Genomic DNA, 19,851 nt, shown 5'->3' on the forward strand with positions numbered 1-19,851 from the left:
CACCCAATGACTCAGAATTCGAACCTCGCGGCCCTGAGCGCCGCCGGGGTCTCCGTATGGCTCGACGACCTGTCGCGGGAGCGCCTGCAGACCGGCAACCTGCAGGAACTCATCGACACCCGCAGCGTCGTCGGCGTCACCACCAACCCGTCGATCTTCCAGGCCGCGCTGTCGGCCGGTAACGCCTACGACGCGCAGGTGGCCGAACTCGCCGAGCGCGGCGCCGACGTCGACGCGACCATCCGCACCGTCACCACCGACGACGTCCGCAACGCCTGCGACCTGCTGGCCAAGGTCCACGAGGCAACCGACGGGGTCGACGGCCGGGTCTCCATCGAGGTCGATCCCCGGCTGGCCCACGACACCGACAAGACGATCCTGCAGGCCATCGAGCTGTGGAAGATCGTCGACCGGCCCAACCTGCTGATCAAGATCCCGGCCACCCTGGCCGGCCTGCCGGCGATCACCGCGGTGATCGCCGAGGGCATCTCCGTCAACGTGACGCTGATCTTCTCGGTCGAACGGCACCGGGCCGTGATGGACGCCTACCTCGCCGGCCTGGAGAAGGCCAAGGAGGCCGGGCACGACCTGTCCAAGATCCACTCGGTGGCCTCGTTCTTCGTCTCCCGGGTCGACACCGAGATCGACAAGCGGCTCGAGAAGATCGCCGCCGACACCGGCCGCCAGGGCGCCCTGGACGCCGCGGGCAAGGCCGGGGTGGCCAACGCCCGGCTGGCCTACGCCGCCTATCAGGAGATCTTCGAACAGGGCGACCGGTTCAAGGCGCTGGCCGCCGAAGGCGCGCGGGTGCAACGGCCGCTGTGGGCATCGACCGGGGTGAAGAATCCCGATTACCCGGACACCCTCTACGTCACCGAACTCGTCGCACCCAACACGGTGAACACCATGCCGGAGAAGACCCTCGAGGCCGTCGCCGAGCACGGCAACATCACCGGCGACACCGTCACCGGCACGGCCGAGACCGCCCACATCGTCTTCGACAAACTGGCCGCGCTCGGGGTCGACCTACCCGACGTGTTCAAGCTGCTCGAGGACGAGGGCGTCGAGAAGTTCGAGAAATCCTGGCAGGAACTCCTCGACGCCACCCAGGCCCAACTGGACGAGAAAACCCAAGCCGGCAAATGAGCGCACCCGCCGGCTCCGAGTGGGTCAATCCGCTGCGCGACAAGCGCGACAAGCGGATGCCCCGCATCGCGGGGCCGTGCGCGGTGGTGATCTTCGGGGTCACCGGTGATCTGGCGCGCAAGAAGCTGATGCCGGCGATCTACGACCTGGCCAACCGCGGGCTGCTGCCGCCGCAGTTCGCGCTGGTCGGGTTCGCCCGGCGGGAATGGGCCCACGAGGACTTCGGCAAGGAGGTCTACGAAGCGGTCCAGCAGCACGCGCGCACGCCGTTCCACCAGGAGGTCTGGGACCGGCTGTCGGAGGGAATCCGGTTCGTCCAGGGCGATTTCAGCGACGACGCGGCGTTCCAGCGGCTCGCGGACACGCTGCACAGTCTCGACACGGAACGCGGCACCGGCGGCAATCACGCGTTCTACCTGTCGATCCCGCCCAAGGCGTTTCCCCTGGTGTGCGAGAAGCTGGCCCAGTTCGGGTTGGCCCGCGAGACCGACGGCTGCTGGAACCGGGTGGTCATCGAGAAACCGTTCGGGCACGATCTGGCCAGCGCCGAGTCGCTCAACGCGGTGGTCAACACGGTGTTCCCGGAGTCCTCGGTGTTCCGCATCGACCACTACCTGGGCAAGGAGACCGTCCAGAACCTGCTGGCGTTGCGCTTCGCCAACACCATGTTCGAACCGATCTGGAACGCCCACTACGTCGACCACGTCCAGATCACCATGGCCGAGGACATCGGGTTGGGCGGCCGCGCAGGCTATTACGACGGCATCGGCGCCGCCCGCGATGTCATCCAGAACCACCTGCTGCAGCTGTTGGCGCTGACCGCGATGGAAGAACCCGTGAACTTCTCCCCCGCCGAGTTGCAGGCGGAGAAGATCAAGGTGCTCTCCGCCACCCGACTGGCCCAGCCGCTGGACCAGACGACGGCGCGCGGTCAGTACGCCGCGGGCTGGCAGGGCAGCCAGCAGGTCGTCGGCCTGCTCGACGAGGAGGGCTTCGCGAAGACCTCCACCACCGAGACCTACGCCGCGATCACGCTCGACGTGGACACCCGCCGCTGGGCCGGGGTGCCGTTCTATTTGCGCTCGGGAAAACGGTTGGGCCGCAGGGTCACCGAGATCGCACTGGTCTTCAAGCGGGCCCCGCACCTGCCGTTCGATGCCACCATGACCGAGGAACTGGGTCACAACGCCCTGGTCATCCGCGTGCAACCGGACGAGGGCATCACGCTGCGGTTCGGGTCGAAGGTGCCGGGCAACCGGATGGAGGTCCGCGACGTCAACATGGACTTCTCCTACGGTTCGGCGTTCGCCGAGGAATCACCGGAGGCCTACGAGCGCCTGATCCTCGACGTGCTACTCGGCGAGCCGTCGCTGTTCCCGGTGAACGCGGAGGTCGAATTGGCTTGGCAGATCCTCGATCCCGCGTTGGAGCACTGGGCCGCTCTCGACGCCGAGGGCGGCGGACCGGAGCCGTACGCCGCGGGTAGCTGGGGTCCGGATTCCGCGTTCGAGATGCTGCACCGCGTGGGCAGGGAATGGCGGCGGCCGTGATCATCGACCTGGCGAACACCACGACCAACGACATCAACAAGAAGATCATCGCACTGCGCGAGGAGGGCGGCGCGGTCACCATGGGCCGGGTGCTCACGCTGGTGATCGCCCCCGATACCGAGGCGGTGCTCGAGGAGTCGATCGAGGCCGCCAATTACGCATCCCGCGAGCATCCGTGCCGGATCATCGTGGTGGCCCCCGGCGACGTGAACGCCGAGCAGCCGCGGCTGGATGCGCAGATCCGGGTGGGCGCCGACGCCGGCGCCGGCGAGGTCGTGGTGCTACGCCTGTCGGGCGCGCTGGCCGGACACGCCGGCAACGTGGTGATCCCGTTTTTGCTGCCCGATACGCCGGTGGTGGCCTGGTGGCCCGATGACGCACCCGCGGCGCCCGCCGAGGATCCGTTGGGCAAGTTGGCCATTCGTCGCATCACCGACGCCTCGCACGGCGCCGAACCACTGGCCGCGATCAAGAGCCGACTCGAGGGTTACCGCGCCGGCGACACCGATCTGTCCTGGAGCCGCATCACCTACTGGCGCGCGCTGTTGGCCGCGGCCATCGACCTGGCCCCGCACGAGCCGGTCCGCTCGGCGGTAGTGTCGGGGCTGGCCGGCGAGCCCGCGCTCGACATCCTGGCCGGCTGGCTGGCCACCCGCATCGAGGGGACCGTGACGCGTGCCACCGGTGAACTGAAGGTCGAGCTGACCCGGGACTCCGAGACCATCACGCTGCGGCGTCCCCAGGACGGCACCACCGCGACGCTGCAGCGCACCGGGCACCCCGATGCGCTGCTACCGTTGGCGCGGCGCGCAACCCGCGACTGTCTGGCCGAGGACCTGCGCCGACTCGACCCGGACGAGATCTATCACGGCGCCCTACAGGGCCTGGCCCAGGTGATTTACGCATGAGCGACTCCCAGACCGTCATCGAAACCTATGCCGACACTGACCAATTGGCCGCGGCCGCCGGTGCGCGGCTGGTCGGTGCGATCACCTCGGCGATCACCGCCCGGGGGCAGGCGCACATCGTTCTGACCGGCGGGGGTACCGGCATCGCGCTGCTGCGCCACGTCGCCGAACATGGCGTGGACATCGATTGGTCTGCGGTGCATCTGTATTGGGGCGACGAGCGCTACCTGCCCGACAGCGACGACGAGCGCAACGCCAAGCAGGCGCGCGAGGCGCTGCTCGAGCGGATCGAGATCCCGGCCCGCAACGTCCACCCGATGCCGGCCGCCGACGCCGAGTTCGGTTCCGACATCGAGGCCGCCGCGCTGTCCTACGAGCAGGTGCTGGCCGCCAACGCCCCCGCGGGCGAACCCGCCCCCGTGTTCGACGTCCATCTGCTCGGGATGGGCGGCGAGGGGCACATCAACTCGTTGTTCCCCGACACCGCCGCGGTGCGCGAGCAGACCCGGCTGGTGGTGGCCGTGACGGATTCGCCGAAGCCGCCGCCGCAGCGGATCACGTTGACGCTGCCCGCGATCCGGCGTGCCCGCGAGGTGTGGCTGGTGGTGTCGGGCGCCGCCAAGGCCGAGGCGGTGGCCGCCGCCGTCGGCGGTGCCGACCCCGTCGACATCCCGGCCGCGGGGGCCCGCGGGCGGGACAAGACGGTGTGGTTGCTGGACACCGCGGCGGCGGCCGACCTACCCCGCTAGCGGTCCACGACGATCACGTGCAGGGTCCGCGGGCCGTGCACGCCCTCGACCCGGTCGAGTTCGATGTCGCTGGTGGCGCTGGGCCCGCTGATCCAGGTCAACGGTCTGGTGTTTGAGCCCGAATCCAGCAGCCGGGCAACGGCTTCGGGGACATCGCTGACAATCTGCTCGCTGTCCACCACGCAGATGTGCACATCGGGTACCAGGCTGATCGCGCGGCGCCCCTGCCCGGGGCCGTGGTCGAGCACCAGCGTCCCGGTGTTCGCGATGCCGACGGTGGCGGTGGTGACCACCGCGTCGACGCCGTCGAGATCGGTGGCCGACAGCCCGTCGTCGTCGCGCCAGTCGGCGGCCGTCGCGTCCGACCACCGGTCGCGCACCACCGAATCGGCAATCACGGTGCGCGCCCCCGTCGTCGACAGGGCGTCGGCGATCGCCGCGCCCACCTCGTCGGGCCCCACCCGGACCACGACGGCCCGGTAATCCGCGGTGCGTTCGATGAAGCGTTCGATCAGGTCGTGGCCGCCGGTGCCGACGGGTTCGCCGTAGCGCCAAGGCACCTCGGCGTCACCGGACCCGCCCCGGTCGGCCAGGGCGGTGCGGACCCGGCGCAGGATCTCCGCGCGCGCGGCGGTATCGGTCACGGCTCGTCCCGCCCGCCGTCGGTGCGCTCCCACCACTGCCGGAACGTCTCGGTGGGCGGGACCGGCACGTCGCGGGTGCGCGACCAGGCCGCGGCGGGCCACGGCAGCCGACGCAACATCGGTCTGGCGCCGAACAGCTTACTGCGCAAGGTTTTTCCGCCGGCAGCTGCGACCCGCGCTGCAGTGCGAAACCGCCGTGGGTCGGCCAGGACCCAGCTCGCCGAGCGCATGGCGACGGCCTCCGGACCCGGCACCCCGCCGCGGCGGTCGTCGACGACCTTCGTGCGCAGGTGCACCAGCAGCGACGGGATGTCGATGCGCACCGGGCACACGTCGAAGCAGGCGCCGCACAGACTCGACGCGTACGGCAGCGACCTGTCCACCGCGCTCACGGTGCCGCGCAACTGCGGGGTGAGCACCGCGCCGATGGGCCCCGGATAGATCGAACCGTACGAATGTCCGCCCGCGCGTTCGTAAACCGGGCACACGTTCAGGCAGGCCGAGCAGCGGATGCAGCGCAACGCGGCGCGGCCCACCGGGTCGGCCAGCGCGTCGGTGCGGCCGTTGTCCACCAGCACCACGTGCATGCGCCGCGGTCCGTCGCCGGCGGCCGGCCCCGTCCAGATCGACGTGTAGGGGTTCTCCCGCTCCCCGGTGCTGCTGCGGGGCAGCACCTGCAGGAACACCTCGAGATCGCGCCACGACGGCAGGATCTTCTCGATGCCCACCACCGAGATCAACGTCTCCGGCAGCGTCAGGCACATCCGGCCGTTGCCCTCGGATTCGACCACCACCAGGCTGCCGGTCTCCGCCACGGCGAAGTTGGCCCCGGAGATGGCCACCTTGGCGCGCAGGAACTTCTCCCGCAGGTGCAGCCGCGCGGCCTCGGCCAGCCGGCGCGGCTCATCGGTCAGGTCGTCGGGCGCGGGCCGGCCCACGGCCGCCATCTCCTCCAGGAAGATCTCGCGCACCTCGGCGCGGTTGCGGTGGATCGCGGGCACCAGGATGTGACTCGGCCAGTCCTTACCCAGTTGCACGATGAGCTCGGCCAGGTCGGTCTCCCAGGCGTCGATCCCGGCCGCGGCCAGGGCCTCGTTGAGCTCGATTTCTTGGGTGAGCATCGATTTCACCTTGACCACCTCGCGCCGGTCCCCCGGTTCCAGCGCGGCCTCGACCAGATCCACCACGATCCGGTTGGCCTCCTCGGCGTCGCGGGCCCAGTGCACGGTGGTCCCGGCCGCGGTGGCGTTGGCCTCGAAGCTCTCCAGGTGCTGGTCCAGCGACTGCAGCGCGCGGTCCTTGATGGCCTCGGCGGCCAGGCGCAGGTCCTCCCAGTTGTCGAGTTCGCCGACGACCGCGGCCCGTTTGGCGCGGATGGTGCTCGTGGCGTGCGCGAGGTTTCGGCGCAGCACCGGGTCGGCCAGCGCGGTCTTGGCCGCGTCCTGGAACTTCGGCAGCGCGTCGGGCATGCCGAGGAAGGCCTGGGTGACGCCGACGTGCGGATGTCCCGGGGCGCTCATCGCGCTCCCTCCGCCGTCGCGGCCAGCACCTCGGCCAGGTGCATGGTGCGCACCCCGGCGTCCCGGCGGGACAGCACCCCGCCGATCTGCGCCAGGCACGAATTGTCGCTGGCCACGACGACCTCGGCGTGCGTGTCGCGGATGTGGCGCACCTTGTCGGCCCCCATCGCCGCCGAGGTGTCGGCGTTCTTCAGCGCGAAAGTGCCGCCGAAGCCGCAACATTGGTCGGCCGCACCAAGTTCGACGAGGTCGATACCGCCGACGGCGCGCAGCAGTCGCAGCGGGCGCTCCCCCACTCGCAGCATGCGCAACGAATGGCAGGTGGGGTGGTAGGTGACGCGGTGCGGGAAGTACGCGCCGACGTCGGTGACGCCGAGGACGTCGACGAGGAACTCGGACAGCTCGAAGACCCGCGGGGTGATCTCGTCCACTGCGGCGCGCAGCGTGGTGTCCCCGGCGCGGTCGGCGATCCCGCGGTGCTGATGGCGCACCGAGGCCACGCACGATCCCGACGGCGCGACGACGGCGTCGTACCCGGCGAACGCCTCCACGAAACGGCGCACGGTCGGGATCGCCTCCTGGGCATATCCGGTGTTGGTGAACATCTGCCCGCAGCAGGTCTGCGCGGCGGGAAAGTCCGGCTCACACCCGAGGCGGCGCAGCAGTCGGACCGTGGCCTTGAGCGTGTCGGGCCACATCACGTCGTTGAAACAGGTGGCGAACAAGGCCACCGACGGGGAGCGTGCGGCACTGCCGGGGTACATGGGTCTCCAGGGGCTGTCAGGATTACCGTGCGCCTCCACCCTATGGCCTGAGGCCGCTCAGCCGTCATACTTGCGGACATGGCAGACAAAGACGTCAGCACCGAGCGGCCATCCGGCCGGACCCGCCCGGCTCAGCAGCGGATCAGGACCCTGGCCCAGGCGGCGCTGAACGCCGACGTCACCGTGGGGCAGGTCGACACGCTCCTGCAGGATCTGTCCGAGACGCTCGGTGAACTGAACACCTCCACCGCGACGCTCGACGACACGATGGAACGGTTCAACGCCACCATCACCCGCATCGACGAGTTGGCGCCTCGGTTGATCGGCATGGTCGACCGGCTCGAGGCCATCGTGGATCGGGTGGAGCGCATTGTCGGCGTGGGCGAGGCGGTGGTGTCGCCGATCGCCGCCACCGAACACGCGGTGCGCGGGGCCATCAGCGCCGTGCGCCACCGCGCCGGGCTCTGAGCGCTATCCCACGAAGCGCACTACCGCACGAAGCGTTCGACGTACGGCGCGAACCGCCGGCGCAGGTCGCCACGGTCCAGCCCCAGGTCCTCGGGCCGGTAGTCCACCCGGCCCAACCGGCCGCGGGTGTGTCCGGCGAGGTATGCGGCCACCGCGGCGCGGGATTGGTCGTCGGGTTGGTAGCCCGCGACGTCCCAGACCCGTTGCACCATCGCCAGATCGTCGGCCATGAATTCGTCGAAGCGCACGTCGATGGTCCGCTCGGCCGGCAGTTTGGCGTGGTCGCGCAGGCACGCGCTGAGCATCTCGTCGATCCGGCCGATCCAGTAGTTGGCGACGGTGGGCACGTCGACCTTGTCCACGCTCATCCGCATGGTGTAGGTCATCATGGTCGCCATCGACACCGCGACGTCGACCGGATCCCGGTGGGTGACAATGAATGTCGCATCGGGGAACACCTTCATGATCGGCACGAACTGCTCGAGGTGCTGCGGACTCTTGAGTACCCAGCGCCGGTCGCGGCCGTCCTGATGTTGCAACACCTGCAGCATCATCCGCAGAAACTGGTAGCCCGGGGTCTGGTCGTGGTCGCGCAGGTAGTCCGACCAGCGCGGCAGGTGGGTCAGCGTGGTGAAGAAACCGCTGGCGAAGTCCTGCACCATCAGACCGATGTCCTCGTGGATGTGGTCGATGGTCATCTCGTGCATCAGCTGGAAGTACGGCATCAACGTGTTCGAGATGTTGAGGGCATCGCCGGTGCGCTGCCGGCGCGGCTCGATGCTGCCCTCCTCCCCGGGCGCGGGCAGCGGTTCCTGGGCCTCCCAGTACGGCAGTGAGCGCAGCGCCGGATCGGCGGCCAGCAGGCTGTGCAGATGGGTGGTACCGGTGCGCGGCAGTCCCGCGATGACCATCGGGGCGGCGATCTGGATGTCGAAGATCTCCGGATGACGGTGGAGGTGGTCGATGACCCGCAGCCGTCCCTTGAGGAAGGTGAGCATCAGTGAGAACGCGTAGGTGCGGCCGAACGCGGTGAAGTTGGGCAGCTCACCGAACGCCTGCAGGAGCACGTCCATGCGTTCGCGGTAATCCTGGGACCCGAAGTCGCTCAGGCCGGTCTGCGCGGTGGCCTGCTCGTGCAGCGCATCGGCGGTGAGCGGACAGTAGTCGGCCATGGCCGCCATCCCGTCGATGATGGCCTGCGCCTCGGAGGTGAAGGTGGGCCGGGCCAGATCCGTGATCCGGATGGCCCCGGGTGTCGCCGAAGCGGAAGCAGCGGGAGTGTTCACGGGTACGGACACTAACCCACATCCGTTACAGTTTTTACAGTTTTCGTTGCATTGTATGTTGTTAGGATGACGGGCATGACCGCCCCGGAGAGCGCCGCCGCATGGCGCGAGTTGCTCAGTGCCTTCGCCGAATTCGACCAACAGTTCCTCAGCGGTCCCAAGGCGGTGCGCGGCGAGGTCGCCGTGGCCGAGGGCTACCACAACCTGGCCACCATGTTGGCGTTGACGCTGGACATGAGCCTGTTCGCCGATCCGGTGGCGCCGCGGTTCATCGACACGCTGACCCCGTTTCGCCCCGACCGACGCTGGGGCGGGGACAACACCGACTGCTACTACAGCTACGCGATGGTCGACCCGCGGCGCACCTACCGGGTCAGCGGTGCACCGGGTGACAGCGCCATGTATTCGGTGACGGTCTACAACGAACCCGAACCCGGCGCGTGGCCCAACCGGACCGTGGGGTTGCTCTACGACACCGACATGCCCCTCGACGACGACGGCCGGTTCTCCTGCGTGCTGGGCCCCGCCCGGCCCGACGGTTACGACGGACCGTTCATCGAACTGTCCCCCGATGCCCACGGGATCATCACTCGCGACTACCACGAGCACCCCGAGACCGGCCGGCGCGTCGATTGGGAGATCTCGGTGCTCGACCACGCGGGGCTGCCGGTCAAGCCTGCCAAAACCGATGCTGCGGTGGCGAATTCGCTGCGCTCGGCGCTGCGCTTCGCCCAGGACATGTACGCGCTGATTCCGCTGATCCTGATGGAACGCACACCGATCGAGCTCGCCGACGGGCAGGCGCTGACCACCAACACCATCGCCCCGCCCTACCGGGCCGGCGGCGCCACCCACGGCTACTCCATGCAGGACGCCTGCTACGGCCTCGGCGGGTTCGCGCTGGAACCCGGTGAGGCGTTGGTGATCACCTCGCGCCATCCGAAGGCCCGGTTCTGGAACTTCACGTTGTGGAATCAGTACATGGCCGCCCTCGACGTCGACTACGGCCGCGCCGGGATCAACTCCGGCACCGCGGTCCCCAACAGCGATGGCACCGTCACGATCGTCGTCAGCCGCGAGCTGCTCGAGCACCCGAACGCCATCTCGACCAAGGACCACCCGGAAGGCTTGATGTCGTTCCGGTGGTTCCATGCCGACGATCTGCCCGAGCAGCCGACGACGGCCGTCGTCCCCGTTGCCGAGGCGCCGCGCGAACTCAGTTGAGCACCGGCGCGATCCAGCGCGCGAGGTAGGCGCGCAACTGTGCTCCCGACCGCGGCGGATTCGACGGCGCGATCACCATCGACTGGATCAGCCGCAACAGGTACTCGACCAGGTCGTCGAACGCCTTGCCGGTGAACCCGAGCGCTTCCCAGTCGATCCGGCTGTGCTCCAACATGACCCGCGAGCGCGCGATGGCCTCCGGTGAGACCATCGCCTGACCGACGGACCGGGCCCGGTCGGTGTCGAGCAGTTGCGCCAGCAGTGGCTCCTGCGGCAGCCGTTCGGCCAGATGCGCCACCGCCTCGACCAACAGTTCTTTCGGATCGGTCATACCGGCGGTCAACTCCCCGATGCGGGCGGTCCACCCGGCGAGTGCGACCTCGGCGGCGGCCCCCAGCAGTTCCTCGGTGGTGGCGAAGTGCCGGTAGACGGTGGGCCGGGTGATCCCGAGATCGTCGGCCACCAGGGAGACGGTGGTGCGCCGCGGCCCGTGCCGCTCGAGCATGCGCAGCGCGGAGTCCACGATGCGCTTGCGCGCCTCCGTGTCGTCGCCGGGCGGCTGACCCCGCCATCCCCTGCGTCCCATACCGGGCGAGTCTATCGGTGTCGCGCTCAGCCGCTGTTGCGCAGCGCGGAGGCCAGCCCGCTCATGGTCAGCAGGATGCCGCGTTGGACCCGCTCGTCGTCGTCGCCGGAACGGTAGCGGCGCAGCAACTCCACCTGCAGATGGTTCAGCGGTTCCAGGTAGGGGAATCGATTGAACACCGACCGGGCCAGCGCCGGGTTGTCGGCCAGCAGGTCATCCTGCCCGGTGATCAGTTCGTGCATGACAATGGTGCGTCGGTGCTCGTCCTGGATTTTGCCGAAGACCAGTTCGCGCAGCGCGACGTCCTCGACCAACTCCGCATACCGCGCCGCCAGCCCCAGGTCCGACTTCGCCAGCACCTGAGCCATATTCGAGAGCACGGTGGCGAAGAACGGCCAGCGTCGGTACAGCTCGCGCAACACCTCGACCCCTTCGGCGGGGTTCGGGCCGTCGGCGATGAACTGCTCGAACGCCGAACCGGTGCCGTACCAGCCCGGCAGCATCACCCGGGACTGACTCCAGGCCAACACCCACGGGATGGCCCGCAGATCGGAGATGTCGGTGGTGGGCTTGCGGGAGGTGGGCCGGCTGCCGATGTTGAGGGCGCCGATCTCACTGACCGGCGTGGAAGCCTCGAAGTAGTCGACGAAACCCGGTGTCTGGTGGACGAGTTCGGCGTAGGCGCGTTGCGCGCGCCCCGCGAGATCATCGAGTACCTGATACGCGGTGTCGGCGAACTCCCCGAGTCCTTCGGTGTCCAGCAGCGTCGACTCGAGGGTGGCTGCCACCAACGTCTCCAGGTTGCGCCGGGCCAGCCGGGGCTCGGCGTACTTGGCGGCGATCACCTCGCCCTGCTCGGTCAGGCGCAGCGAGCCGCGCACCGCGCCGGGCGGTTGGGCCAGGATCGCGTCGTAGCTCGGCCCGCCGCCGCGACCGACCGTGCCGCCGCGACCGTGGAAGAGTCGCAACCGGATCCGGGTCTGCCGCGCCATCTCGACCAGATCCAACTCGGCCCGGTACAACGCCCAGTTGGCGGCCAGGTATCCGCCGTCCTTGTTGGAGTCCGAATAACCCAGCATCACCTCCTGGCTGTCGCCGCGCGCCCGCACCAGCGCGCGATAGAGCGGCAACGCCAGGGCGTCCCGCATCACCGACGCACCCCGCTGCAGATCCTCGATGGTCTCGAACAGCGGCACGATGCCGACCGGACAGTACGGCCGCTCGTCGGCGGCGTCGAGCAGGCCGGCCTCCTTGAGCAGGACCGCGGCCTCGAGCAGGTCCGAGACCGACCGGCACATCGAGATGACGTAGTTGGGCACCGCGTCGGGGCCGAACACCCGGACCGCGCGCGCCGCCGCGCGCACGATGTCGAGTTCCTTGACGGCCAACTCGGACAGCCCGGCACCGCCGCCCGTCAACGGGCGACGGGTGGCCAACTCGCCGAGCAGCAGTTCGACCCGCTCCGCCTCGGCCAGGCCCGCGTAATCGGGGTGTACGCCGGCCCAGGCGAACAGCTCGGCGACCACCTCCTCGTGCACATCGGAGTTCTGCCGCATGTCCAGGCCACTGAGATGAAAACCGAAGACCCGCAACGCCTCTCGCAACCGGGCCAGACGATCGTCGGCCAGCGGCGCGCTACCGTGCCCGCGCAGGGACACGTCCACGGCGTCGAGGTCGGCCAACAACTGCGCGGGTGTCTCGTAGCGCGGCAGCCCGAGATCCAGACCGTGGTCGGGCCGCCGATCCAGGATCTCGACGGCGGTGGCCGTCAGGCGGGCGTGAATGACGCGCACCGCACGCCGGTACGGTTCGTCGGCGCGGGCCGCGTCGTGGCAGTCCTGGCCCAGCGCGGCGACCTCGTCGGTGATGCGCACCAACCGGGCCGACATCGACAGCTCCCGTTCCAGGGCCGTCAGTTCGACGAAGTAGTGCGCGAACGCGACCTCGGCGGCGTTGCCGGTGGCCATCCGGACGATCGCGGCGGTGACGTTCGGGTTGCCGTCGCGGTCCCCGCCGATCCACGAACCGGGCCGCAGGATGGGCCGCGCCAGCAGATCGGCGTCCGGCCAGCGGTGTTGCAACGCCGCGCGCACCTCGGCGTTCACCTGCGGGATGACCTCGAGGAACGCCGCCTGGTAATACCGCAGACCGGTCTCGATCTCGTCGGAGATCTTCAACCGGGACAACCGGATCAGCGCGGTCTGCCACATGGTCAGGATCTGGCGCCGCAACTCCGATTCGATCTCGGCGGAACCGTCGCCGGTGGCGCGCTGCCGCATCAGTTCGGTGATGCGGTGCTGGGTGTCGAACACCGTGCGACGCCGGGTCTCGGTCGGGTGGGCCGTGATCACCGGCGACACCAGGGCTCCGGCCAGGGCCTCGGCAACACTGTCGACGTCCAGGTCAGCCGCGTCCAGCTTCGCGTAGGTGGCGGCCAGGCTGGAGTCCTGCGGCGGTTCGCCGGCGGCGACGTGGATGGCCCGGCGGCGTTCCCGGTGGATGTCCTCGGCCACGTTGGCCAGCAGCGCGAATTGGGTGAACGCCCGGATGACCGGGATGGCATCGCGGGAGTCGATGCCGCGGAACAGCTCGGCCAGTTCGGCGCGGTCGATCTCGGAACGCCGCACCCGAAACGATTCCACCCGGGCACGTTCGACCAGATCGAAGACCGTCTCGCCATGCTGCTCCCGAATGGTGTCGCCCAGGATCGCGCCGAGCAGCCGAATGTCCTCGCGCATCGGTTCGGTGGCCTCCCGGCCCACCTGCGTGCGGTGCACGGCGCCGATCGGTGCGAGGACTTCGGAATTTTGGGCCATGGCTACCAGTATCGACAGAGCCCGGGCCGATTCGGCAAAACGCCACCTCCAGACCGTTATCGGCGCACGCTTATACGCACGGATAGGAGGAACCCACCATGAACACCGACACGATTTCCGATTCCGTATCCCACGCCAAGTTTCCCGCCCGCCTGGCGGTCGTCGGCTGGGCTGTCGCCCTGGCGCTCGGCGCGCCGGCGACCGCGCTGGCGGCCCCCATCGACAACACCTGGGACATCGAGGAATACGACGACTGCATGCAGAACACCACAAAGCCGTCGGTGCAGTGTTGCATCGACTCCGGGGGCGTGCCGACACTCCCGGCGGACCCGCACGGATGCACGGCACCGCCGGCCGAGGTTCAGGTCGCGCCGCAGGGTCCGCGGACCGTCCCGCCGAGAATCATCGACGATGCGCCGGAGGTCCAGCTCGACCCGGGTCAGGCCCCGCCAGAAGTGGTGGGACCGACGGTCCCGATCGGGCCCGCTACCGGGTGAGGTCTACGCGCCGTACTTGATCTGCAGGCCGATGCCGACGATGGTGACCACCCAGATGCCGGTGACGAACAGCGTCAACCGGTCGAGGTTCTTCTCCACCACGGTCGATCCCGACAGGCTCGATTGCACGCCGCCGCCGAACAACGTGGACAGGCCGCCGCCCTTGGCGCGGTGCAACAGCACCAACAAAATCACCAGCAGGCTGGTGATCACCAAGAGGATCTGCAGAGCCAATTCCATGGCAGACACCTTACACGGGGGTGATTCAGGGCAGCGGACCGCCGGCGGCGATCGCCGAGAGCATCGCGAACTGTTCGCCGTCCAGCGAAGCCCCGCCGACCAGCGCGCCGTCGACATCTTTCTGTGCGACGATCTCGCCGACGTTCTTGGCGTTGACCGACCCGCCGTAGAGCACCCGGACGGTGTTGGCGATCTCCGCGCCGGCCAGCTCGGCGAGTTCGGCGCGAATCGCCGCGCAGACCTCCTGCGCGTCGGCGGCGCTGGCCACCCGGCCGGTGCCGATGGCCCAGACCGGCTCGTAGGCGATCACCAGCGTGCCGATCTGCTCGGGAGACAACCCCGCCAGCGACTCCTTGAGCTGGGTGACGTTGTAGGCGACGTGCTCGCCGGCCTCGCGGACCTCGAGGCCCTCACCGATGCAGACGATGGGGGTCAGCTCGTGCTTGAGCGCGGCGGCCGCCTTGGCGGCGACCAACGCGTTGTCCTCGTGGTGGTAGGTGCGGCGCTCCGAATGGCCGACGACGACGAACGTGCAGCCGAGCTTGGCCAGGAAGGCGCCGCTGATCTCGCCGGTGTAGGCGCCGGAGTCGTGCTGGGAGAGATCCTGGGCGCCGTAGGTCAGCCGCAGCTTGTCCCCGTCGACCAGGGTCTGCACGCTGCGCAGATCGGTGAACGGCGGGATGACGGTGACGTCGACCTTGTCGAAGTACTTGTCTGGCAACGAGAAGGCGATCTTCTGCACCAGGGCGATGGCCTCGAAGTGATTGAGGTTCATCTTCCAGTTGCCGGCGATCAGCGGCTTACGGGACACGTGGTTCTCCTAGCGATCTGTGCGATCTGTTCAGTTCTGCAGGACCGAGATGCCGGGCAGTTCCTTGCCCTCGAGGTACTCCAACGACGCGCCGCCCCCGGTGGAGATGTGGGAGAAGCCGTCCTCGGGCAGGCCGAGCTGGCGCACCGCCGCGGCGGAGTCGCCGCCGCCCACCACGCTGAAGCCACCCTTTTCGGTGGCCCCGATGATGGCCTCGGCGAGGCCCTTGGTGCCCGCCGAGAACGCCGGGAACTCGAAGACGCCCATCGGGCCGTTCCAGAACACCGTCTTGGCGTTGGACAGCAGGGTGGTGAAGCGCTTGACGGACTCCGGGCCGATGTCGAGGCCCATCTTGCCGTCCGGGATGCGGTCGGCGGCCACGGTCTCCGGCGGGGAATCGGCGGCGAACTTCTCGGCCACCACGATGTCCACCGGCAGGTGGATCACGTCGCCGTAGTCCGCCAGCAACTTGCGGCAGGTGTCGACCATCTCCTCCTGCAGCAGCGAGGAACCGACCGAGAAGCCTTGGGCGGCAAGGAAAGTGAAGCACATGCCGCCGCCGATGATCAGACTGTCGGCTTTGGTGGCCAGGTTCTCGATGACCGCCAGCTTGTCCGAGACCTTCGATCCGCCCAGCACCACGGCGTAGGGGCGATCGGAGGATTCGGTCAACTGCTGCAGCACCTTGACCTCGGTGGCCACCAGGTTGCCCGCGAAGTGCGGGAGCAGCTTGGCGACGTCGTAGACCGAGGCCTGCTTGCGATGCACCACGCCGAAGCCGTCGGAGACGAAGGCCGGGGTCGGCCCGCCGGGGGTGTCGACGAGCTCGATCAGGGCCTTGGCCAGCGCGGTGCGCTCGGCCTCGTCCTTACTGGTCTCGCGCGGATCGAAGCGGATGTTCTCCAGCAGCAGCACGTCGCCGTCGGTGAGCCCCTCGGCGCGGGCGAGCGCGTCGGTGCCCACCACGTCGCCGGCGAGTTGCACATGGCGCCCGAGCCGCTCGCCGAGCTCCTTGGCCACCGGGGCCAGCGAGAACTTCGGGTCCGGCTCCCCTTTGGGTCGGCCGAGGTGAGCGGTCACCACCACTTTGGCCCCGGCCTCGACCAGCGCCCGCAGCGTGGGCAGCGAGGCGATGATCCGCCCCGGGTCCGAAATATTGCCGTCGTCGTCCAGCGGGACGTTCAGATCGGAGCGTACGAGCACGCCCCGACCCGAAACACCCTCCGCCAGAAGATCATCGAGTGTCTTGACGCTCATCGGTCCGGTCCGATTAGAGCGACTTGCCGACCAGTGCGATGAGGTCGACCAGACGGTTCGAGTAACCCCACTCGTTGTCGTACCAGGAGACCACCTTGGCCTGATTGTCGATCACCTTGGTGAGGCCTGCGTCATACAGCGAGCTGTGCGGGTCGGTGACGATGTCGCTGGAGACGATCGGCGCGTCGTAGTACTTGAGGATGCCCTTGAGCGGTCCGTCGGCGGCGGCCTTCATGGCGGCGTTGATGTCCTCGACGCTGCCGGGCTTGGCCAGCTCGGCGGTCAGGTCGGTGACCGAGCCGGTGGGGATCGGCACCCGCAGCGCGTAGCCGTCGAGCTTGCCCTTGAGCTCGGGCAGGACCAGGCCGATGGCCTTGGCCGCACCGGTGGAGGTCGGCACGATGTTGATCGCGGCGGCGCGGGCGCGACGCAGATCCTTGTGCGGGCCGTCCTGCAGGTTCTGGTCCTGGGTGTAGGCGTGGATGGTGGTCATCAGGCCCTTGACGATGCCGAACTCGTCGTTGAGGACCTTGGCCAGCGGGCCCAGGCAGTTCGTGGTGCACGAGGCGTTGGAGATGATGTTCTGGCTGCCGTCGTACTTGTCGTCGTTGACGCCGAGCACGATGGTGATGTCCTCGTCGCTGGCCGGCGCGGAGATGATGACCTTCTTGGCGCCGGCGTCGAGGTGGCCTTGAGCCTTGGCGCGGGCGGTGAAGATACCGGTGGACTCGACGACGACGTCGACACCGAGGTCACCCCACGGCAGCGCCGCGGGCCCTTCTTTGACCTCGAGCGCCTTGATCTTGGTGTCGCCGATGACGATGGTGTCCTCGCCCTCGAGGCTGACGTCCTCGGGCAGCCGGCCCAGGATGGAGTCGAACTTCAGCAGGTGCGCCAGGCTGGCGTTGTCGGTGAGGTCGTTGACGGCAACGATCTCGATGTCGGTGTTCTGGCCCAGCGCCTTCTGCGCCGCGAGCGCACGGTAGAAGTTACGGCCGATGCGGCCGAAGCCGTTTACGCCAACCCGGATGGTCACTTGTCTCTCCTCTTTGGTCCGGCTTCGATGAAGTACTCCCGATCAGCCTAATGGTGTGCTTTTCCCGACGCGCAGGTTGGTTGCCATTCCTCGGCGGCTCCCGCGGAGATGCCGAATCGGCGCTGCGTGCCCCACCGCTGGGTACCGGTGTGTCGAAGGTCTTGGGGACCCGGGTTATTCGGCCGTATGCCGGCGGGTGAAGATCAGCAATGCGGCATCGTCGACGAGTGTGAGCGGTCTATCCACAGTTCGGACTTGATCCACAGGCGCGTTGTCGGGCCGGGCCCGACGTCCGGATGGGCAAATAACATTGCACATATGTTCGATGGGTCGTTGCCGGAGCCTGGGGCGCTGCGCGCGTGTCCCGATGCCGGGTTGATCGACGCCATCTGCGGATGGTCGACCGCTGCGGCGGCCGCCGAAGGACGACGACTGGCCGCGGTCGCCGAATTCGTCACCCGCCGCTGCACCGACGAGCACCCCGACTGGGCCTGCGACGACTGGGACGCCACCGCCGCCGAGATCGCCGCCGCCTTAAACATCAGCCACGGGCGCGCCACCACCCTGATGAACCTGGCCATCACCCTGCGCGAACGCTTCCCCAAAGTCGGCGCCCTGGTCCTGGCCGGCACCATCACCGCCCACACCGCCCAACTCATCGCCGACCGCACCTACCTGGTCTTCAACCCCGAAGCCATCGCCACCCTCGATGCCCGCATCGCCGAACAAGCCCACACCTGGGGCCCACTGTCGGACTACAAACTCATCCAATCCCTCGACGTGCTCGTCGACGAGATCGACCCCGGCGCGGTCCGCCGCGCAGCCGGCAACGCCCGCAACCGCGACATCACCATCGCCGACCCCGACGAACAAAGCGGCACCACCGCCCTATGGGGACGGCTGCTGGCCACCGACGCCGCCGCCCTCGACAAACGCCTGACCGCCATGGCCACCGCCGTCTGCACCGGCGACCCCCGCACCGTGGCCCAACGCCGCGCCGATGCCCTCGGCGCCCTGGGCAACAACGCCGACCACCTCGCCTGCCTGTGCGGGTCCCCCGACTGCCCCGCCACCGCCGACGACGGCCGCGCCACCAACGTGATCGTCCACGTCGTCGCCGAACACGCCACCCTCACCACCCCGGCCGACACCGAGGAAAGCCTGCACGGCGAGGAACCCAAACCCGACCCTGCGGCCCCGCCCTCCCCGGGCCCGGACGGGCCGGCACCCTCGGGGCCGCGGCCCAAGCCGGCCCTGCTCGTCGAAGGCCGCGGCGGCATCATCCCCGCCCCGCTGCTCCAGGACCTGATCGCCCGCGGCGCCCGCGTGCGCCCCGTGCCCACCCCGACCGCGGCCGAACCCCGCTACCGGCCCTCGGCCGCGCTGGCCACCTTCGTGCGCCTGCGCGACCTGACCTGTCGGTTCCCCGGCTGCCCACGGCCGGCCTTCGCCACCGACATCGACCACACCCGCCCCCTACCCACACGGCCCCACCCACCCCGCCAACCTCGGCTGCTACTGCCGAAAACATCACCTGGCCAAGACTTTCTGGCCCGGCTGGCACGACGAACAACTGCCCGACGGCACCATCGTCATCACCACCCCCACCGGCCACACCTACCGGTCCAAACCCGGTGCCGCACTGCTGTTCCCCGACTGGAACACCCACACCCCCGCACCACCCACCGGCCCCGGCACTCAACCGCCGCCGCCGCAAGACGCACCCGGCCGGACCCTGAAAATGCCGCGCCGCACACAAACCCGCGCCAAAGCCCGCGAATACCGCATCAAAACCGAACGCGCACTCAACGACGCCCACGTCGCCGAACGCACCAAACCCCCACCGTTCTAAACGAACTGGCCGGGCCTCCGCGCGTACCGGTTTACGGCCGCCCGTCTCGAGGACGGAAGCTGTACCGAAAACTAGTCCTCGAGTTCGCGTGCGCAACTGTCAAGAACGGCTCGGAAGTTCCATGGGAACACGCGTGAAGTGACCGCCTCCAGCACTTTTCCACCCGACATCAAGGGGTGGGTGTACGTTGTGTCCCAACTGACCCGTGTGCCGCCATCAGCCGGAGTGAATCTCAAGCTTCCACCCTCATGGTTGAGCACCGGAATGGAACGGATGATCCGATATGAGTAACTTCGCGGCGGGTCGTATGCGGTGATTTCCTCACGAAGCCATATACCGACAGCCGCAGCTTCTCGAATAGCGCCGACACCGGGCTCCTGTGAATCCGACGCCCACCGGGCTCTGAGAATCAGCGGTGCGGCGACCAAATTGGCGGGGTCTGCAAGCCAGGAGAAGACGCGTTCCGGAGACGCCCCGATCATGCGCTCCACCTGTAT

19 protein-coding genes are annotated in these 19,851 nt (G+C 68.7%); 8 read left to right on the forward strand and 11 right to left on the reverse strand.

Going from position 1 to position 19,851, the window contains the following annotated elements:
- The first annotated feature begins 6 nt into the window (after positions 1–6).
- From tal to pgl, 4 genes are read left to right on the forward strand one after another with little or no spacing between them, the layout of a single operon-like run.
- Complete coding sequence (tal, locus tag EL338_RS13080; RefSeq protein ID WP_126334148.1) at positions 7–1,146, forward strand: transaldolase; 1,140 nt, start codon at positions 7–9, stop codon at positions 1,144–1,146.
- A complete protein-coding gene (gene zwf, locus EL338_RS13085) occupies positions 1,143–2,696 on the forward strand; it encodes a glucose-6-phosphate dehydrogenase (RefSeq protein WP_126334149.1) in 1,554 nt (517 codons plus the stop codon). Before tal ends, zwf begins: the two co-directional genes overlap by 4 nt.
- Positions 2,693–3,604, forward strand: coding sequence for a glucose-6-phosphate dehydrogenase assembly protein OpcA (gene opcA / locus EL338_RS13090; RefSeq protein ID WP_126334150.1), 912 nt, complete (start codon positions 2,693–2,695; stop codon positions 3,602–3,604). Before zwf ends, opcA begins: the two co-directional genes overlap by 4 nt.
- Complete coding sequence (pgl, locus tag EL338_RS13095; protein WP_126334151.1) at positions 3,601–4,353, forward strand: 6-phosphogluconolactonase; 753 nt, start codon at positions 3,601–3,603, stop codon at positions 4,351–4,353. The genes opcA and pgl overlap by 4 nt, the downstream gene beginning before the upstream one ends.
- Here the strand turns inward: pgl and EL338_RS13100 are convergent.
- From EL338_RS13100 to EL338_RS13110, 3 genes are read right to left on the reverse strand one after another with little or no spacing between them, the layout of a single operon-like run.
- The gene (locus EL338_RS13100; protein ID WP_126334152.1) at positions 4,350–4,997 is read right to left on the reverse strand and encodes a LutC/YkgG family protein; all 648 of its coding nucleotides are present in this window, start codon (positions 4,995–4,997) and stop codon (positions 4,350–4,352) included. The two genes, pgl and EL338_RS13100, sit on opposite strands and share 4 nt — an antisense overlap.
- A complete protein-coding gene (locus EL338_RS13105; protein WP_126334153.1) occupies positions 4,994–6,517 on the reverse strand; it encodes a lactate utilization protein B in 1,524 nt (507 codons plus the stop codon). Before EL338_RS13105 ends, EL338_RS13100 begins: the two co-directional genes overlap by 4 nt.
- Positions 6,514–7,215: a (Fe-S)-binding protein gene (locus tag EL338_RS13110; protein ID WP_235666516.1), complete on the reverse strand. Its 702-nt coding sequence runs from the start codon at positions 7,213–7,215 to the stop codon at positions 6,514–6,516. Before EL338_RS13110 ends, EL338_RS13105 begins: the two co-directional genes overlap by 4 nt.
- Before the next feature lie 144 nt (positions 7,216–7,359).
- Between EL338_RS13110 and EL338_RS13115 the strand changes: the two genes are divergently transcribed.
- The gene (locus tag EL338_RS13115; RefSeq protein WP_126334155.1) at positions 7,360–7,749 is read left to right on the forward strand and encodes an ATPase; all 390 of its coding nucleotides are present in this window, start codon (positions 7,360–7,362) and stop codon (positions 7,747–7,749) included.
- Between the two features lie 20 nt (positions 7,750–7,769).
- On the opposite strand, the gene EL338_RS13120 is transcribed toward EL338_RS13115, so the two are convergent.
- Positions 7,770–9,035 (reverse strand): sulfotransferase family protein, encoded by a 1,266-nt coding sequence (locus EL338_RS13120; protein WP_235666130.1) that lies wholly within the window; start codon positions 9,033–9,035, stop codon positions 7,770–7,772.
- Between the two features lie 75 nt (positions 9,036–9,110).
- Here EL338_RS13120 and EL338_RS13125 point away from each other — a divergent pair, with 75 nt between their 5' ends.
- Positions 9,111–10,259: a DUF1214 domain-containing protein gene (locus tag EL338_RS13125; RefSeq protein WP_126334156.1), complete on the forward strand. Its 1,149-nt coding sequence runs from the start codon at positions 9,111–9,113 to the stop codon at positions 10,257–10,259.
- Here EL338_RS13125 and EL338_RS13130 read toward each other — a convergent pair.
- Positions 10,252–10,845 carry a TetR/AcrR family transcriptional regulator gene (locus EL338_RS13130; RefSeq protein ID WP_126334157.1) on the reverse strand — a complete coding sequence of 198 codons (594 nt, stop codon included), beginning with the start codon at positions 10,843–10,845 and terminating at the stop codon, positions 10,252–10,254. The two genes, EL338_RS13125 and EL338_RS13130, sit on opposite strands and share 8 nt — an antisense overlap.
- Positions 10,846–10,871: 26 nt before the next feature.
- Positions 10,872–13,661 (reverse strand): phosphoenolpyruvate carboxylase, encoded by a 2,790-nt coding sequence (gene ppc, locus EL338_RS13135; RefSeq protein ID WP_126334158.1) that lies wholly within the window; start codon positions 13,659–13,661, stop codon positions 10,872–10,874.
- Positions 13,662–13,759: 98 nt separating this feature from the next.
- On the opposite strand from ppc, the gene EL338_RS13140 reads away from it, so the two are divergent.
- Positions 13,760–14,158, forward strand: coding sequence for a hypothetical protein (locus tag EL338_RS13140; protein ID WP_126334159.1), 399 nt, complete (start codon positions 13,760–13,762; stop codon positions 14,156–14,158).
- Between the two features lie 3 nt (positions 14,159–14,161).
- On the opposite strand, the gene secG is transcribed toward EL338_RS13140, so the two are convergent.
- Genes secG through gap form a run of 4 tightly spaced genes read right to left on the reverse strand, consistent with a single transcriptional unit; the run spans position 14,162 to position 17,502 of the window.
- Positions 14,162–14,398, reverse strand: coding sequence for a preprotein translocase subunit SecG (gene secG / locus EL338_RS13145; protein ID WP_126334160.1), 237 nt, complete (start codon positions 14,396–14,398; stop codon positions 14,162–14,164).
- 25 nt (positions 14,399–14,423) lie between these two features.
- Positions 14,424–15,209: a triose-phosphate isomerase gene (tpiA, locus tag EL338_RS26545; RefSeq protein WP_126334161.1), complete on the reverse strand. Its 786-nt coding sequence runs from the start codon at positions 15,207–15,209 to the stop codon at positions 14,424–14,426.
- 30 nt (positions 15,210–15,239) lie between these two features.
- Positions 15,240–16,466 carry a phosphoglycerate kinase gene (locus EL338_RS26550; protein ID WP_126334162.1) on the reverse strand — a complete coding sequence of 409 codons (1,227 nt, stop codon included), beginning with the start codon at positions 16,464–16,466 and terminating at the stop codon, positions 15,240–15,242.
- Between the two features lie 13 nt (positions 16,467–16,479).
- Entirely contained in the window at positions 16,480–17,502 is a 1,023-nt protein-coding gene (gap, locus tag EL338_RS13160; RefSeq protein WP_126334163.1) for a type I glyceraldehyde-3-phosphate dehydrogenase, read from the reverse strand.
- Between the two features lie 318 nt (positions 17,503–17,820).
- Between gap and EL338_RS13165 the strand changes: the two genes are divergently transcribed.
- Entirely contained in the window at positions 17,821–19,491 is a 1,671-nt protein-coding gene (locus EL338_RS13165) for a DUF222 domain-containing protein (protein WP_309474051.1), read from the forward strand.
- Here the strand turns inward: EL338_RS13165 and EL338_RS13170 are convergent.
- The gene (locus EL338_RS13170; RefSeq protein WP_309474061.1) at positions 19,426–19,836 is read right to left on the reverse strand and encodes an SRPBCC family protein; all 411 of its coding nucleotides are present in this window, start codon (positions 19,834–19,836) and stop codon (positions 19,426–19,428) included. The genes EL338_RS13165 and EL338_RS13170 overlap by 66 nt on opposite strands.
- Positions 19,837–19,851 lie beyond the last annotated feature (15 nt).

The organism is Mycolicibacterium chitae (genome assembly GCF_900637205.1).
Classification (GTDB): Bacteria; Actinomycetota; Actinomycetes; order Mycobacteriales; family Mycobacteriaceae; genus Mycobacterium; species Mycobacterium chitae.

Bases quoted from the DNA above. Each gene is read 5' to 3' on its own strand.
- pgl (WP_126334151.1), top strand. From the start codon at position 3,601: ATGAGCGACTCCCAGACCGTCATCGAAACCTATGCCGACACTGACCAA.
- tal (WP_126334148.1), top strand. From the start codon at position 7: ATGACTCAGAATTCGAACCTCGCGGCCCTGAGCGCCGCCGGGGTCTCC.
- EL338_RS13125 (WP_126334156.1), top strand. From the start codon at position 9,111: ATGACCGCCCCGGAGAGCGCCGCCGCATGGCGCGAGTTGCTCAGTGCC.
- zwf (WP_126334149.1), top strand. From the start codon at position 1,143: ATGAGCGCACCCGCCGGCTCCGAGTGGGTCAATCCGCTGCGCGACAAG.
- EL338_RS13130 (WP_126334157.1), bottom strand. From the start codon at position 10,845: ATGGGACGCAGGGGATGGCGGGGTCAGCCGCCCGGCGACGACACGGAG.
- EL338_RS13140 (WP_126334159.1), top strand. From the start codon at position 13,760: ATGAACACCGACACGATTTCCGATTCCGTATCCCACGCCAAGTTTCCC.
- EL338_RS13165 (WP_309474051.1), top strand. From the start codon at position 17,821: ATGTTCGATGGGTCGTTGCCGGAGCCTGGGGCGCTGCGCGCGTGTCCC.
- ppc (WP_126334158.1), bottom strand. From the start codon at position 13,661: ATGGCCCAAAATTCCGAAGTCCTCGCACCGATCGGCGCCGTGCACCGC.
- EL338_RS13110 (WP_235666516.1), bottom strand. From the start codon at position 7,215: ATGTGGCCCGACACGCTCAAGGCCACGGTCCGACTGCTGCGCCGCCTC.
- EL338_RS13115 (WP_126334155.1), top strand. From the start codon at position 7,360: ATGGCAGACAAAGACGTCAGCACCGAGCGGCCATCCGGCCGGACCCGC.
- secG (WP_126334160.1), bottom strand. From the start codon at position 14,398: ATGGAATTGGCTCTGCAGATCCTCTTGGTGATCACCAGCCTGCTGGTG.
- EL338_RS26550 (WP_126334162.1), bottom strand. From the start codon at position 16,466: ATGAGCGTCAAGACACTCGATGATCTTCTGGCGGAGGGTGTTTCGGGT.
- EL338_RS13105 (WP_126334153.1), bottom strand. From the start codon at position 6,517: ATGAGCGCCCCGGGACATCCGCACGTCGGCGTCACCCAGGCCTTCCTC.
- EL338_RS13170 (WP_309474061.1), bottom strand. From the start codon at position 19,836: ATGATCGGGGCGTCTCCGGAACGCGTCTTCTCCTGGCTTGCAGACCCC.